Source organism: Sporosarcina sp. AD_1, assembly GCF_057373025.1.
The window spans coordinates 311,870-327,596 of record NZ_JBPVIR010000005.1; the positions used below are offsets into that span (position 1 = coordinate 311,870).

The 15,727-nt window shown below is 46.9% G+C and carries 16 protein-coding genes and 1 riboswitch; of the genes, 7 read left to right on the forward strand and 9 right to left on the reverse strand.

Going from position 1 to position 15,727, the window contains the following annotated elements; genetic code table 11:
* Positions 1 to 77: 77 nt before the first annotated feature.
* Together ACSW3C_RS12090 and ACSW3C_RS12095 are read right to left on the reverse strand one after the other, a co-directional pair.
* Entirely contained in the window at positions 78 to 1,073 is a 996-nt protein-coding gene (locus tag ACSW3C_RS12090) for an ornithine cyclodeaminase family protein (protein WP_486562848.1), read from the reverse strand.
* A 20-nt stretch (positions 1,074 to 1,093) separates the two neighbouring features.
* Positions 1,094 to 2,422, reverse strand: coding sequence for an MFS transporter (locus ACSW3C_RS12095; protein ID WP_486562849.1), 1,329 nt, complete (start codon positions 2,420 to 2,422; stop codon positions 1,094 to 1,096).
* A 131-nt stretch (positions 2,423 to 2,553) separates the two neighbouring features.
* Between ACSW3C_RS12095 and ACSW3C_RS12100 the strand changes: the two genes are divergently transcribed.
* From ACSW3C_RS12100 to thiW, 6 genes are all read left to right on the forward strand, one after another.
* Positions 2,554 to 3,102, forward strand: coding sequence for a helix-turn-helix domain-containing protein (locus ACSW3C_RS12100; protein WP_486562850.1), 549 nt, complete (start codon positions 2,554 to 2,556; stop codon positions 3,100 to 3,102).
* Positions 3,103 to 3,168: 66 nt separating this feature from the next.
* Positions 3,169 to 3,276: riboswitch (TPP riboswitch) on the forward strand.
* Between the two features lie 103 nt (positions 3,277 to 3,379).
* Positions 3,380 to 4,066, forward strand: a complete 687-nt coding sequence (gene tenA / locus ACSW3C_RS12105) for a thiaminase II (protein WP_486562851.1) — start codon at positions 3,380 to 3,382, stop codon at positions 4,064 to 4,066.
* A complete protein-coding gene (gene thiM / locus ACSW3C_RS12110) occupies positions 3,994 to 4,869 on the forward strand; it encodes a hydroxyethylthiazole kinase (protein WP_486562852.1) in 876 nt (291 codons plus the stop codon). The genes tenA and thiM overlap by 73 nt, the downstream gene beginning before the upstream one ends.
* Positions 4,866 to 5,705: a bifunctional hydroxymethylpyrimidine kinase/phosphomethylpyrimidine kinase gene (gene thiD / locus ACSW3C_RS12115; protein ID WP_486562853.1), complete on the forward strand. Its 840-nt coding sequence runs from the start codon at positions 4,866 to 4,868 to the stop codon at positions 5,703 to 5,705. The genes thiM and thiD overlap by 4 nt, the downstream gene beginning before the upstream one ends.
* A 19-nt stretch (positions 5,706 to 5,724) precedes the next feature.
* A complete protein-coding gene (gene thiE, locus ACSW3C_RS12120; RefSeq protein WP_486562894.1) occupies positions 5,725 to 6,351 on the forward strand; it encodes a thiamine phosphate synthase in 627 nt (208 codons plus the stop codon).
* Positions 6,348 to 6,842, forward strand: coding sequence for an energy coupling factor transporter S component ThiW (thiW, locus tag ACSW3C_RS12125; protein WP_486562854.1), 495 nt, complete (start codon positions 6,348 to 6,350; stop codon positions 6,840 to 6,842). Before thiE ends, thiW begins: the two co-directional genes overlap by 4 nt.
* Here thiW and ACSW3C_RS12130 read toward each other — a convergent pair.
* The 3 genes from ACSW3C_RS12130 to ACSW3C_RS12140 all read right to left on the reverse strand — a co-directional run bounded on the left by ACSW3C_RS12130 (position 6,836) and on the right by ACSW3C_RS12140 (position 8,834).
* Complete coding sequence (locus ACSW3C_RS12130; RefSeq protein WP_486562855.1) at positions 6,836 to 7,144, reverse strand: hypothetical protein; 309 nt, start codon at positions 7,142 to 7,144, stop codon at positions 6,836 to 6,838. The genes thiW and ACSW3C_RS12130 overlap by 7 nt on opposite strands.
* A gap of 91 nt (positions 7,145 to 7,235) precedes the next feature.
* The gene (locus ACSW3C_RS12135) at positions 7,236 to 7,718 is read right to left on the reverse strand and encodes a hypothetical protein (protein ID WP_486562856.1); all 483 of its coding nucleotides are present in this window, start codon (positions 7,716 to 7,718) and stop codon (positions 7,236 to 7,238) included.
* Between the two features lie 195 nt (positions 7,719 to 7,913).
* Positions 7,914 to 8,834, reverse strand: a complete 921-nt coding sequence (locus ACSW3C_RS12140) for a DUF2268 domain-containing putative Zn-dependent protease (protein ID WP_486562857.1) — start codon at positions 8,832 to 8,834, stop codon at positions 7,914 to 7,916.
* A gap of 253 nt (positions 8,835 to 9,087) precedes the next feature.
* On the opposite strand from ACSW3C_RS12140, the gene ACSW3C_RS12145 reads away from it, so the two are divergent.
* Positions 9,088 to 9,729 carry a metal-dependent hydrolase gene (locus ACSW3C_RS12145; protein ID WP_486562858.1) on the forward strand — a complete coding sequence of 214 codons (642 nt, stop codon included), beginning with the start codon at positions 9,088 to 9,090 and terminating at the stop codon, positions 9,727 to 9,729.
* Positions 9,730 to 9,792: 63 nt separating this feature from the next.
* On the opposite strand, the gene ACSW3C_RS12150 is transcribed toward ACSW3C_RS12145, so the two are convergent.
* From ACSW3C_RS12150 to pelF, 4 genes are read right to left on the reverse strand one after another with little or no spacing between them, the layout of a single operon-like run.
* Positions 9,793 to 10,473, reverse strand: a complete 681-nt coding sequence (locus ACSW3C_RS12150; RefSeq protein ID WP_486562859.1) for a DUF4956 domain-containing protein — start codon at positions 10,471 to 10,473, stop codon at positions 9,793 to 9,795.
* Between the two features lie 16 nt (positions 10,474 to 10,489).
* Positions 10,490 to 11,200, reverse strand: a complete 711-nt coding sequence (locus ACSW3C_RS12155) for a polyphosphate polymerase domain-containing protein (protein ID WP_486562860.1) — start codon at positions 11,198 to 11,200, stop codon at positions 10,490 to 10,492.
* Position 11,201: 1 nt separating this feature from the next.
* Positions 11,202 to 14,300, reverse strand: coding sequence for an exopolysaccharide Pel transporter PelG (pelG, locus tag ACSW3C_RS12160; RefSeq protein WP_486562861.1), 3,099 nt, complete (start codon positions 14,298 to 14,300; stop codon positions 11,202 to 11,204).
* A gap of 5 nt (positions 14,301 to 14,305) precedes the next feature.
* The gene (gene pelF / locus ACSW3C_RS12165) at positions 14,306 to 15,727 is read right to left on the reverse strand and encodes a GT4 family glycosyltransferase PelF (RefSeq protein WP_486562862.1); all 1,422 of its coding nucleotides are present in this window, start codon (positions 15,725 to 15,727) and stop codon (positions 14,306 to 14,308) included.

Here is a 15,727-nt window from a genome sequence, read left to right on the forward strand (position 1 = left end):
AAAAGAAGAGAACGTCTTCTCTTCATATCAATCGACAAATAGAAAAACGGCCCTCACAAGGCCGTTTTTCTTCTATATTATATATCCACTCTTGCGCCATGGTCTTCCTTTTCCGCTTTCCGGTAAACCCCTTTCGCAACAGCAAGGTCAAAATAGGCTGCACCCACACATTTGAAGAAAGTGATTTCCTCCTCGTGATCGCGTCCTTTGATTTGCCCTGTGACAAGGTTGACGAGTTCTCCATGCACATTGTCGAATGACCAGTCTGTCTGCTCGGCGGCGTGAATCAGTTCGCCCGCCTCTTCTTTCACGCCATGCAAATCATCCACTACGATTTTAGAGCAGTTAAAAATAAAGGTTTGATCGACTTCCCGCATATGAGGCAAATAGGAGCCCACTCCGTTCACATGGGTTCCGGGCTGTATGGCTTCCCCGCTGAATACCGGTGTCGCTGACCGGGTTGCACAGTTAATAATATCCGCACGTCGAACAGCAGAATCGACGTCTTTCACCACTTCAATTTGAACGTCTTCTCCTACTCTGCCTTCCGTTCGTAGCCGTTCTGCAAATGCCATTGCTTTTGATTCCGTCGGATTGACGAGCAGGATTTCCTTGATGGGACGAACTGCAAGCACTCCTAGAACTTGCTCATACGCCATTCCCCCGGTTCCGATTGCACAGAGGACAGTAGCATTCGTTTTTGCCAAACGTTCTGTGGCCAGCGCGCTCATAGCACCGGTCCGCAACCTCGTTAAATAGGAAGCATTCAAGAGAGCGAGATGCCGGCCATCCGTGGCATTCGTGACTAAAATTACCCCTTGGGTCGTTGGCATGCCATTCGTTTTGGGATTTCCCGGGAAAATGGACACAGTTTTATTTGTCGCGATGCCTTCGGCCAAATCTGCACAAGGCATATAAAGAATGGAAGCATCTTGCCCGGGGAACTCAATGACTGTCCGTGGCGGGTTTTCCACCTTTCCGGCCGCAAGTGAATGGAGCACATCTGCTACATCTCGCACGGCGTCTTTCATGCCGTACATTTCCATTATTTGCGCTTCATTCATTGTAATCATATGATCCCTCTTTCTTTTTCTTAGCTGAACTCTTTATTGCCAATCGTTGTCTTTTCCGCAGGAACTGCTGTTATGTCGTCTAAGTGCTGGTCTCTCCGGTCACGAACCGCCCAAATGGCAAGCAGTGATAGGCCGGCCGTAAAAATGATATATAAAGCAACCGGGACATACGAATTATTGAACTTCAGTAGCAATGCTGTAGCAATCAAAGGCGCTGTCCCCCCTGCTAATGCTGCTCCAATTTGATACCCAAGTGAAATGCCCGTATATCTGACTTCAGCTGAAAAGATTTCCGAAAACATCGTTCCGAGTACAGCCGTAATCGGCGACCAGATGATGCCAAGTCCAACGATTGTCGCAATGAACATCATCAGGTTCGAACCTTGATGCAGCATCCAGAAATACGGAAACGCATAGAGTCCCATCGCAATCGTTCCGTACACATATAGCGGTTTTCTGCCAACCTTATCAGATAGGCGTCCCATAATTGGAATCAAGATCGTTGTAATAATCGTTGCGACCATGACAGCCATAAGCACTTCATTGTTCGAATGCCCTACATGCTGCGTTGCGTAAGAAACGACGAATGTCCCGAAAATATAAAACGGCGCCGTCTCGACAACTTTTGCTCCGATGGCTATTAGAACTTCACGCCAATGGTATTTAAATGTATCGACAACCGGCACCTTTGGAATGGATCCCTTTGCTTTCACTTCCCGGAATGAAGGCGTTTCCTCAATGCCTTTGCGGATCCAAAGACCAAACAAGACGAGCAAGGAACTTAATAGGAACGGCACACGCCATCCCCAGCTCATGAAGGCTTCTTCCGGAAGCAAAGTCATTATAGACAAAGCGAACGTTCCAAGTACCATTCCAATTGTGACGCCCATTTGCGGAACGGAACCAAAGAAACCGCGCTTCTCCTTCGGTGCATATTCAACAGCGAGCAACATGGCGCCTCCCCACTCGCCCCCGATGCCCAGCCCTTGAATAAGCCGCAAGGTGATCAATAGAATCGGTGCCCAAATGCCGATCGCGTAATAGGTAGGCAGCAGCCCCATTCCAAATGTCGCAATCCCCATGAGGCTTAAAGTCAAAACAAGCGTTTTCTTGCGTCCGATTTTATCCCCGATATGACTAAAAATGACTCCCCCAAGCGGACGAATGAAAAACGACAATGCAAATGAGGCATACGCTAGTATTAAACCGATCGACGGATCTTCCGAAACGAAAAACATCGTATTAAAGACAAGAGCCGCCACGGTACCGTAAAGGAAATAATCGAACCATTCGATGGAGCTTCCAACTAAACTTGCAATTAATACCCTTCTCATATCCCTTTTCTCCATACACTTACCCCCTAAGTTACTGTAAATTGAAGTGTCACTTCAATTTTGTTATAATGTTAATCAACAAATAGTAGTCTGTCAATATCGAATTTTTATTTGAAATTAATTTCTGAAAAAAGGATGCGACTTGGATGTCAAAGGAACTGGGTCTAAAGATCAGATCCATCAGGAAACAAAGAGAGCTGACGCTGAAGGAAATCGCGGATGCAACCGGCTTCTCGATCAGTTTCCTATCCCAGCTGGAACGGGGTAAATCGTCAGCTACACTTGAATCGTTAAAGAAAATTGCGATGGTCCTCCATGTCAGTCCCGGCCATTTTTTTGACGAGGAGGCGCCTGAACAGCCCGGCGGATCCTTGATGATTGACCGGATTGCCACGTCTGGCATCCATTATCAAAACTTGGCGCCTGGATTGGATTCGCTGGATTTCATGCCGATGCGTGTGACGCTCGAACCTGGCGAAGATGGCGGGCAGCCGATTATCCACTCTGGACAGGAATTTGTATATGTACTGGATGGCATTCTCTCAGTCGAAGTTGCGGGAAACCAGCATGAGCTGACTAAAGGAGAGTCGTTATTTTACAGTGCTCAGGAATCGCATTACTGGTATAACCGGAGCGATGCGGACGTTGTATTTCTCTGTGTTAGTTCGGATACGGGAAAACCGAGCGCTACATAACTGGTTCCTCTTCCCTGCTTGATAAACTTGGAAACTGTGTTATAGTGATGGTGAAAACTAAAAAGGATAGACCACTAGGGGAGTCTTTGTGAAAGACTGAGACGTGTATGAATACATGGACCCTTTGAACCTGATCTGGATCATACCAGCGGAGGGAAGTGGATTCGCACGTCTTCCTAGGGGATATTCCGCCTGATTTGCGAGCCGCTTTCTTCAACGTTGTGTTGAATGAAGGCGGCTTTTTTGGTTTTCCAACAAGACAAAGGAGTGGTTGGAGATGACATTTTGTGAAGAGGTACGGAAAGAATGTGACGCCATTTGGGAAGCGAGCTTTGAACACCCTTTCGTTCGAAGTCTTGCTGAAGGAACATTGCCGGAAGACGTGTTTCGCTATTACGTATTGCAGGATTCCTATTACTTAACGCATTTCGCGAAAGTGCATGCGCTGGCGGCCGTACAGGCTCAAGACCTTCCGACTGTTAAACGTTTCGCACAGCATGCGGAGGAGACTTGCGGAGCGGAAATCTCATTGCATGAAGGATTTTTCGACCTGCTCGGTGTGACAGAACGAGATTTGGCGGAATTCAAGCCGGCTCCTGCGGCGTATGCGTATACTTCGCATTTATACAGAGCTGCAATGGAAGGGGATCTCGCTGCGACACTTTCTGCTTTGCTTCCTTGTTACTGGCTTTATTATGAAATTGGAGAGCGTTTGAAAGACGCCAAGCCCAATCATCCAATCTATGACAAATGGATTGCTACCTATAGCTCGGAATGGTTTGAAGCGGCCACAACTGAACAAATCACGCGCTTGAATCAACTGACGGAGTCGCTGTCTCCGGCAAGGCGTGAAGAAGTGAAAGCCCATTTTATTAAAAGCAGCCATTATGAATGGCAATTTTGGGAGATGGCTTGGACAAAAGAACAGTGGGCTACTGCAGAAGAAGATGTGATTCTCAGATGAGCCGTGAAGTGAATTTCGTTTATAAACTGCGCGCGGACAATCCACTCATCCATTGTATGACGAACATCGTAGTCGCTAATTTCCAAGCAAATGGTTTGCTTGCACTCGGCGCTTCGCCCATCATGGCGGATGCTTTCGAGGAAGCGGCTGATATTGCCGCCCTCTCCTCTTGTACTTTATTGAACATTGGAACGCTCGATGCGAGTAAGTTGGAGGCCATGATCGAGGCAGGCAAAAGCGCGAATAAACATGGAAAACCAGTCATTGTCGATCCCGTCGGTGCCGGTGCTACGCCGTTTCGCAAACGAGCAGTTGAGAGATTGTTGCAGACTCTTGATGTTATGTTGATTCGAGGAAACGCCGGCGAGATTGCCGCTCTGGCAAATGTCGAATGGACTGCAAAAGGAGTGGATGCCGGATCAGGTTCAGCTGACATTGCCGCCGTTGCACAGAAATTGGCTCAACAGCATCGCTGCCTTGTGGCAGTAACTGGTGAGGTGGATGTTGTGACCGATGGCGAAACAATTATGCGAATTACCGGCGGCCATCCACTTATGACACGAATTACAGGGGCGGGCTGTCTGCTAAGCGCGGTATGTGCTGCATTTTTGGCATCAGCACCTGCCGATGCGAAGAATGCCGTAGCTTCAGCTCTCGCCTTTTATAAAAAGGCAGGCGAATGGGCCGCAGCCAGGGCGGAAGGTCCAGGGGATTTTTCGATCCATTTGTTGAACGCTCTCCATTCATTGGACGGATCTTTGATTGATTCCTCACAAATCCAGCTGGAGGGGGTACGAAGATGATACCTGTTTCATTGACAATTGCCGGTTCCGATAGTGGCGGCGGTGCTGGGATTCAAGCAGATGTAAAGACATTCCAAGAGCTCGGTACATTCGGAACGTCCGTATTGACCGCAGTTACTGCCCAAAATACACTTGGTGTCCATGCAGTTCAGCCAATAGAATGCGACATTGTGACCGCTCAACTTGATGCTGTCCTTTCTGATTTTACGGTAGGTGCCGCAAAAACAGGGATGTTGTTCTCTGCCGAAATAATTAAGGCAGTTGCCGAGACGTTGTGCAGCTATCCTGCCTTTCCACTTGTGATCGACCCTGTGATGATTGCGAAAGGAGGCGCCTCCCTGCTGCAACAATCAGCTATCGACGCACTTAAGGAGTATTTACTTCCAAATGCCGCCGTGCTGACGCCAAATATCCCGGAAGCGGAGACATTGACCGGTATGCCGATTCATACTCTTTCCGATATGGAACGGGCGGCGCATAAACTGCTTGAGATAGGAACGCAAGCGATTGTAGTAAAGGGCGGCCATCGAAAGGATACGGAATTTGCGGAGGATCTTTTTATTAGCAACACGGGTGAACGCTTGTTGCTGCGAACGAAACGAGTTGAAACGAAGGACACTCATGGAACAGGATGCACCTTCGCAGCTGCCATCACAGCAGAATTAGCAAAAGGAAAGCCAGTAAGCGAAGCGGTGACTGTCGCGAAATATTTCATCCAAGCAGCAATTGAAGACGGGCTATCCATCGGAAACGGGCATGGCCCGACGAACCATGCAGCATTCCGTTTGCGTGGAGATGTCGAGTCGAGAGGAGTGGAATTGATTGAAAAACAATGACTATCTACTATATTTCATTATGGGATCCACCAATGCCCGGCAGCCTCTTGACGTGCTAGAAAAAGCGCTGGAAGGGGGTATCACCTGCTTTCAGTTCCGAGAAAAAGGACCGGGAGCTCTGCAAGGGCAGGAAAAGTTAGCTTTTGCCCAGAGCTGCCAGCGGTTATGCAAACAATATGGCGTGCCGTTCTTCGTTAATGACGATGTGGAGTTGGCGATTGCGCTTGAAGCGGATGGAATCCATGTCGGCCAAGAGGATGAGGAAGCTGGCTCTGTCCGCCGGAGAATCGGTGACCAGATGAAGCTTGGCGTTTCCGTCCATACCGTGGAAGAAGCATTGGCAGCTCACACGGCCGGCGCTACGTATGTCGGCATGGGTCCTGTGTACCCAACCTCAACAAAATTAGATGCCAAGCCTGTTGCCGGAACAAGCATGATAGCGGAAGTCGCCCGCTTGATTCCCAAACTTCCCATCGTTGGAATTGGTGGGATTAATGTAATGAATGCTGCTCAAGTTATCCATGCTGGGGCATCCGGCATTTCTGTGATTTCGACTATCGCGTCATCCGATGAACCGAGGCAGACGACAGTCTATTTGAAGGAAGTGTTAGGCCAGGCGTTGCTTGAAAGGAATGTTACTTTATGAACACCCGGAAGCTCGTACTCATGACAGTATTTGTCGGAATTGCGGTCACTGGATCGGTTTTCATTTCCTTCCCCGCCGGAATTGCACGTGCTTATCCTATTCAGCATGCTGTCAATGTCATCGTTGCCGTCCTATTAGGACCTTTGCCAGCTGTCATAATTGCTTTTCTTACCGGACTGATCCGCGTGTTAACCGGAACCGGCTCCCTTCTCGCCTTTCCCGGCGGCATGATCGGCGCCGCGCTGGCCGGTCTACTGTATCAAAAATCAGGGAAAGTCTGGATGGCAGCCATCGGAGAAATGATCGGCACCGGCGTGATCGCTTCCTTACTAGCCGTGCCGTACGCCGCCCTTCTCATGGGAACTTCCGTAACAGCCCTATTTTTCATGCCACCATTCCTCGTATCCAGCATAAGCGGTGCCCTCTTAGGCGTCCTCGTTGCCGCGCGCTTGGAACGAATGCCAATAGGCCGGAAACTACAAAGTTATTGAGGAGTGAAAAACCGGAATCCCGCTGGGGGTTTCCGGTTTTTTGTTGCTGGTGAGAGCGTTTTTATTGGCGGCAGGCGGGTGAATGCCGATATATCTGGATGAACGCCAATAACTCCGGGCGAACGCCAATAATTCGAGATGAACGCCAATAACTCCGGGCGAACGCCAGAATAACGGATTGAACGCCAGATAACCGGAACGAACGCCAGAATAACGGATTGAACGCCAGATAACCACGAACGCCAGAATATCCGGATTCGCGCCAAATCATCGAGATAAACGCCAAATAATACCGTGCACACGCCAAATTACATCAGACCCTCGCCAAATAACCTGACGAGCTGGAATGCTTGTCCTTCACAAAATCCTTAATCGCAGCAAGGCACTATTTCATCAATCTCCATTTTCCTGGTCAGTCTCTTCATCACCGTCCGGCTCCTCAATCTCCATGACCGACACTCGTACCTCGGCTTGTTCTTCATCCAATTCCTGCATGATGAAATCCATGTTCGCTTGCGGGATATACGATTCAACTTTTACGCCGCCTTCCTCCCATAGTCCATGGACGGTAATGGAGCCGCCCATTAATTCATCCGGATGGCCGGTGAGGATGAATTCTTTGAACATGCCGGGTGCGATGCTGGATGCGCCGTTTGCCACGAATCCCGCCCCCTGGATTTCAACGTATTGGTCTGTATTGTTTCCGATCCAAAACTCCCTGCCTTCTCCGTATTGAACAGATAGCAGAGTCTCCTCTTCAGGAATAGCAGCGACATTCTCTTCATGAAGCAGTTCGGTGTCCGAAAAGCTGTGGCTTTGCCAAGCGATCAGTGATGCAGCTGCAGCAAGCAAAATGCAAAAGCTAAACTTTTTCACGTACAAGCCCACCCCTCCATAATAAAGTTCCCAAGACGAAGTAGTTTTCCAATACAGGTTTCATTTTTCTACTACCAGTATAAGGTGAGTGGATGGGAACATTATGTCAGTTAACGGAGCTTGTCCTCTTCTATTTTTGAGTCTTTATTTACAAATGTATCAAGTTACGTCGAATTAGATCTGTCTCTTCCGCTGTTAATTCCCCGGCAAATCATTCTTTTTAAAAAGGCCACTCCCTTCAATAATCTCATCTGCACCTAACAAAGTGGCCTCCCATATGGTCTTCCTGGTACACTTCATAAACGATTGCACCACTTGATAGCCCACCGCATAACCGGCGCCCGCTGACAAACCGGCTGGCGGATAGCCTTCTTTCTTTGCATACTCGTCCCCGAACATGTAGGCGCTCACTACCCCAAAGCCTTTTTCATGGAGCGCTTCACCGATTACCGCCATTGAGTATTCCAGATCCTCTGAATCGATGGAAGTCACCCACGGGCCAAGATGCCTTTCCCCATAGAGGGCAGTCGCAAATGAATCCGCCAATCCTTCGATTACAAGATAATCACCTACTGTAATGTCTCCATGATTCCAGTCAAAATAAGAGAAACGTAAGTTATGGTGAAACTCATGGGCAATCAACGAAGGGAAACGCGGCATATTATACTCGTCTGGATCTATCATCGCGATTACATATCCGGGAATGCCGCCAAAACCTGTGTAGCCGTTTTGGCCTTTCAACTTTTCATGATCGGCGAGATAAACACCGAATCGGACCGCATCATCCTTTATTCGTAATCCATGTTCTGCAGAGATTGCGACACAATGCTCCAGCGTATCTCCCGCCACTTTCAGTGCATCCATCTCTTTTAATTTCTGTAACGCCGATTGCCCTGCTGTCCTTTCATGAAGGTCAGCAAACCCTATCATTTGCGTCGCCATCATGACATCATAACCATTCTTTTCCCTAGCCTTCAGTGGGACACCGATCATCTTCCACATCTTTTCAAACGGCTTCATCATAGAATAGCGGAAGTAGTTTTCCCGCTCCTCGTTCTCCTGTAGGGAGAATAACGTTTCGTACTGCTCAATAGTATTTTCAATGATGATTTTCACTTTTCTCTCACCTCATTTATTCGAATAAATTACCTATCTCCTTTACATCGTAAAGAATTACGTAACGGGAGAGTCAAGGGAATAATCGAACAAAAAAAGCCACCCGCAGGTGACTGATGCAGTTGGTTTATGATAAAAAAATGAAATTTATTCAGCGCAAATATTGCTGCATAGGTACAGTTCCCCTTGCACCTGGCTGTCGCATACGTGAAAATAGAACAGCACCATAGAAATTACATTGCGAGGTATACATATGGATGGAACTTCCCATTTCGTTATCGGCTTGGCGGCCGGCGCAGTCGCCGGCATTCAAGCTTCCCAGGATCCTGTCGCCATTTCGATTTGCACGGCGATCGGCGGGATCTCCGGTTTAGCGCCTGATCTCGATACAAACGGACTGGCGAGCAACCGGATCACTGTTTCCAAGAAGGTCGCTCAGGCTATTATGCAATTGATCGGGATCAGCGTCTTTCTACTTATTACATACCGCTTTCTGACAGACGGCCTATCTACATCGTTATTAGTTTATGGAGCAATCGGACTCGTCTTGCTGATCGTGTCACGCCTCATAACGCAGCGGCGGATTCTTACTTTAACAGGCGTTCTTGTTATGCTTCTCGGATTTGTCCTGCATCAATCGATCGGCATCCTACTAGCTGGAAGTTACATCATCATCGCTTCGTTCCTTCCACACCGTTCCTACACGCATTCATTGCTGGGAGTGGCGTTTTACGGTTTCATTTTGATCCAATTCCATGAACAATGGCCAACAGAAGGAATGGTCGCCGCCGGACTTGCGGGCTATGCAAGCCACTTAATAGCCGATATGAAAATCCTGCCGATGAACCGGCGAGGCGTCAAATGGTTCACCCCTATTTGGAAACGGGAGTTTTAAATGCAAATAAAAAAGAGTCGCGCAGACTCTTTTTTATCTCAATAAAGTTCCGTCACTCCAAATTTATTGGGCATAATCACCGCTATAATTGACAAGCGAGCATTCCACCACACCCGAGATGCTTGCTAATTTTTGCATGAAGGACGTGTTGTCGTCCCGGAGTTTGAGTTCCAAGGTCAGTTCCGTGTATCCCTTGCGGACGTTTTTTGATTTCAATGTAGTATTCAGTTTCCGTAAATGGTCACGAAGTTCATCGGCCGCTTCCTCTTCATGGCGGATAATGAGCAGATAAGACTGCTGCCGAAGCTTCTTTTTCGAAAGCAGAGCCAGTGTGATTCCGATGACAAAGGAACCGATAATAGCAAGGGGATACATATGTGCGCCACTTGCAATACCTGCTGAAATTGCCCAAAACATATAGACAATATCGAGTGGATCTTTTACGGCCGTCCGGAACCGAACGATACTGAGGGCACCGACCATTCCGAGAGACAGCACGATGTTTGTGCTGATGGTCATAATGATCATAGATGTGATTATGGTCATCAGAACGAAAGAAACATTATAATTGTAGCTGTAGACGACTCCGCGGAAGCACCGTCGGTAGATCCAGTAGATGAACATGCCAATGGCAAAGGAGCACAGAAAGCCGAACAGCATATCAATATAGGAAACACTTTTGAACACTTCAAGATTTAAAAAGCTTTTCTTTATAATATCATCAAACTTGAACGAATCTTCCATCCCATCACCCCGGGTCTTAATGTTTATAGTGAAACATCCCTAGCTCCCTGCAAATCACATATTTAGATATGGCCGAGCGTGCCATATGTTGAAGCTGCAAAATCCTTCGAATGTGATCCGGCAAAAAATCGTCGAATTTCACTTCCATAACGGTCTGCTCGGAGCCAAGGGCTTCTTGAAGTATGAGTCCCGGATCGAACAAGTCGTTTCCATTCACACCTGCAGCCAGCCTTTTATCAAAGGTAATACGGACATTTCCCCACTCGTGCGTATATGCTTCCCTCGTATAGTCGGTAATCGCGACTGGCCGAAACCGCCGATAAGCCAGAGCCGCGTGGAAATCCCGGTGCAGCGGCTGGTCCGAATCTCTCAATGTGTCATAGTCCCCTCGTAGAATTTGATCGTATTCATATCTGCTGAGAGGAGCCGCTTCTTTATAAATATAGTTTCCGAACTTACTCTTTCTTTCCAAATTAATAACCTCATCACTATCGTTATAAATGCGAATCCGGTATTTCTCCCGATTAAAAATCCCGTTAATTTTATCGAATAACGAATGGTCATGAACGCCGTCAAAATATAGACTCCGAATGCCATACCCTTCACTTGTCGACGAGTGGATATCCAAGGGCAGAACCGCGGAAAGCTTCTCACGCAGCATTAGATACTCTTGTATATGGACATAGTATTTCAATTCGTTTCGGAGTTTCTTTCCTTGGAAGTGCACGTCAATTCACCTCGAACGGCAAGATGCCATAATAGAAGTTCCCTTCTTCGTCCATATGCATATCAAATGAAGTCTGTTCATTCCCATCGCTGTCACGCACAGTCACTTTCCAATAATAGATGCCGTTTTCAGGTTTGGTTATTTGAATTTGATTTCCACGTATATCCGTTTCCGTATGAATGATTTCAGTAAACAGCGGATCTTTCGCTACCTGGACAGTGTAGTATAAATCATCACCTTGCAAATCGAAGGAAATTTGCCAAGAGAACGTTAACAGTGATCCATCGTCTTCCACTATCTCATCCATGTAAAACGGCTTCGGTTTTTGCAGATCCTCCAAAAAACGTTCTACAGCACGCTTCGGTGTATCAATCAACTGCTGGAGCTCCTCCGGGTAGCGCTCGATCTGTTTAGGCAAATAATTAAGATCGGGTTCTCTCTGAACGAATGGCCCCACAACCGGAGTGTATTTATCCAATTGTTTTTTCACTGTTTCCCCATTCACATATGCACTAAGTTCTTCGACCTTATCAATCAACAGTTGAACATGCTCCTCCTTCCGGAAAAAGCGATTGTGAAGCGTATTGCCCCAATAATTGCTGATGCCCGCCTGGTAGGGCCGAATCGTTTTCTTTTCGCGCTGCAGTTCCCATCCGCCATCATAGTCCCAGGGCAAAATAAACCACTTATCCGAATTTAACGGAGAATATAAATAGAAATTATTCGCATCGGTGTCCATATTGTCCATCAGGATATTGACTGCCGTCCACGTCAGGAAGTTGTCCATATCAAAATGGGTCTCCATTATTTCCTCGATCGGCTTTTTCATATCATTGACATCTTCGAGCATAGCAATCAGTTTTTCATGCTCTTTTCTTCCCTTGATTTCCAAAATTGTTTCAAATACGGACTCATCATAGGCAGGATCGGTGGTCGCTTTGATTTCATCCGGATATCGCTGAAATTCAAAAAAGGTCACCTTATATAAATAGCCATACGGGTCGAGCCAATGTGATTTCAGAAACTTTTCGTTCGGCTGTTCGATATGTGTATACAATCCGTAATCTTCAAATGCTGCTGGCATCGCATCGTTTTTCGTCAAATCCTTCACATACAGATGAACAAATTGGGTGCGCAAACTCGTCATGTCCGGAATCGTCTCCATCAAATCAAAGCTAAGCTTATTCCGGACACGTGAAAAATCACTGGAATGCTTATTCAGATTCAAGGTCCGCTGATCATGCCATAATCCCGTTTCCTCAAACAGTTTAATTTTGTACGATTTCTGGGAAGCATATCTCGAAGAGTTCCCCCGTAGGCTGATTTTGGCATTCGGCGAATCAGCCCCGTAGCCGAACATACCGGAACGGGGCCCTTTGCCATCCTCCAACCCTTCTTCTATTGTAATCTGCAAGCTAGCCGTACTCATTCGCTCCGTGATCCGGTTCATTGCATACCAGTCAACCGTTTGTTCATCGGGATACTCATCTGGCCAAACCGTGACATACAGCGCCTTGACTGAATCATCCGTATCCCTTTCGTAAATTCGTTTATCCTCTCGTAACTTATCATTACTCTCTCCCACTTCAGCGCCCTCCGGTTCTGACACCTCCACTGAAGGGAGAGCTTCCTTCTCCTCTGACGGTGAACATGCAGAGAGCAATAGCACACTAGTGGAGGCAACAAGAAACAAAGTGCCAAATGTCCTTTTTCGTTTGAGTGTTTGAAGAGGCTGTGGACAAAACGTGAAGTAATGAATATTCCGCAACACGTGCAGGAGCCGAAGGATTGTGATCGCCAGCGATACAACGGCCCCGGCAAATAAGCCCGCTCCATCGAGTCCCCAATTCAGCGCTACAAAAGTAAAAACTCCATTTAATAAGAAAAAGGCGCTGCTGCAGAAAAAAACACCTTTTTTATCGTCAAAATACATGAGCAAATGCAGGAGGACAAATGTAATGATGAAGAAAAAGAAACCGAGGACAAGGATGACAAACAAATCGAGCTGCTCCATCGTGAAACCGATTTTAGGCAGCCAGAGCAAACCGAGCGCGACCGATAACAGGGAAAATAGCAATTGCACTTCAATGAGAAAGCTGACGCCTGCGAGCAACGACGTCTGCATCGATTCCTTTGCCCGATTGACCCGTTCATAAGCCGCTCCTGAAACGACATTCGAATAAAAGATCCGATACTTTTCATAAAAAGCCGTTTCGACAATGACGATAAACAGAACGAGCGACGGCACAACAGACAAATAGCCGTAGAATACCGGCAAGTCATAAAAAGGCATTAACCGATATCCGTCCGCCACCACCATGGCATCCGACTGCAGCCAGTAGACAAAGTTATGCACAAACACTCCTGAATAGACGAAAATTCCCGATACCGACAGCGCAGGGAATTTCCTGAAGTAATAAAGGAATCCGAAGTAATTCCTATTCTCACTTCTAGGGAGAACCTGTTCAAAATGAAGCATAAGCAGCACAGCAACGATGCCGATGCCGATCACACAAGCTATCAAGGCAACGACCGGCCGTTCGATTGCCGTAAATTGAAATATAATCCATCCTACGAACAACGCAGCCACTATGCCAAAAGCAAATCCCTTAAAAATTCGGGCATAGTCCTTCATTGCAGAAATATATACAGTTTGAATCCAAAGAATGACCAGTTCCATGAACAAAAGATATGCGGCCATTTTGTAGCCCAAACTTCCCGAAACACCGCGGAGAAAAATAAAGGCGATGATTGCAGCTAGTGGCAGGATGAGTAATAAAGCGCCATAGAAAGAGGAAATGACCTCATCATATTTCTTTTCATACACCTGATCAGCGACAAACCGAGTCAGCACAATGCCGAGCCCGCATGTCAAAATAATGGAGAAGATGAAACAGTACGTCATCGTTGCAATAAACAACTCCGAATCCGCGCGGACACCGCCGTACAAGCCCATCAGCTCTTTCAACAGCAAAACCAATCCAATACATAACAGCATGGGTCCCACAGTCATGAAGGTAGAATACCCAAATGCTCGAAACGTCCGAACGATGCCTTCTTCCTTAAATAATTTCCGAAGCTCAAACCCGATGCCTGCCAAAGGAATCACCCGCCCACAGTTTGATACAATGTCCGATATTTTTCGATAAACTCACTTTTCTTATACAGCTCACGCGCCCGTTCATATCCGTTTCGCCCCATCGCCTCACGCAGCTTCTGGTCTTTACATAACGTGATCACCGCTCTGGCTATCTGTCCATAGTGGAGAACTGGGCAGATGATGCCGGCTGGACCGTAACCATCCTCTTTGCCTATCAGCAGCTCTTTACATCCACCTACATTGGTTGCTACGACAGGTTTTCCGCTCGCCATCGCTTCTAAAATCGCAAGTGGCTGCCCTTCACTAATGCTCGTAAGTACAATCACATCCATTTTCCCGATGTACTCATGGACATCGACCAGACCAGTAAACTGGATATTCTTCACCTGAAGGGAATCTATGAGCTGGCAGCACTCAACATAATACGTTTCATCTTCATCCACCGGTCCCATGATATAAAAGATGGCGTTTGGAATTTCCTGCTCCACTAATGCGAAGCCTTGGATCATTGTTTTTATATCTTTTATGGCCACAACACGGACGATCGCTCCAATTCGTACAATTCCATCCTGGGATCCATCTTCTTGCCGCTTCAACACATGTGCATACTGTTCTATTTCCACCCCGTTCGGGATAATGCTCACTTTCTCATCGGGACATCCTAATTCCACTTCAATTTCCTTGTTCCGATGGAATAAAGTGATGACTTCATCTGCCGCCTCATAAATGGCACCGGACAACGTATAAAAATAACGGATCCATAAATCCTTGAACTCCCCTTTTACCCAATCCGCTTTAATGATTTCCTCTTCTCTTTCTCGTGAATAAATGCCATGCTCCGTCAAAATCAACGGCTTGCCATACAAATGTTTTGCTAGTACGCCGACAATACCCGCATATCCGGTTGAAACGCTATGGTATAAATCCGCTTTCGGTATCTCTTCACGAACTAAAATGAGCAAAGGCAAGATCATCGAATTGACTGTCCAATAAAGTTCAGTGAAGGGGACTTCAGGATAGGTCTCCTTTGCAAGCTTTTCGACAACGTCAAAATAATCACGGCTTGACAAGAAATCCACAGTGTTCTTAAATTTCTTGCTGCGCAATAAATCGAAGAGTTTGCCCCAATCTGTCTCTCCATCCCCACTGATTAAGGAAGCTAAGTTCTGAGACTCATCTGGTGTCAACTTGAAATGCCTTCCCCATCTGCTCCGTTCTTTTCCATACGAGTCAAGGAAGACTTCTTTAACGGACATAAAATTCGAGGGAAAATCATACAAAAACTGTCCTTTTCGTTTTGAATCCGCACTGATTGCATAAATGCCAAACTCGTGCTCCGGCATTTCACTCATCAGCGTATTGATCCAAGTAGAAACACCGCCTGTCACGTACGGATAGGATCCTTCGGCAATTAAACATATTTTCAT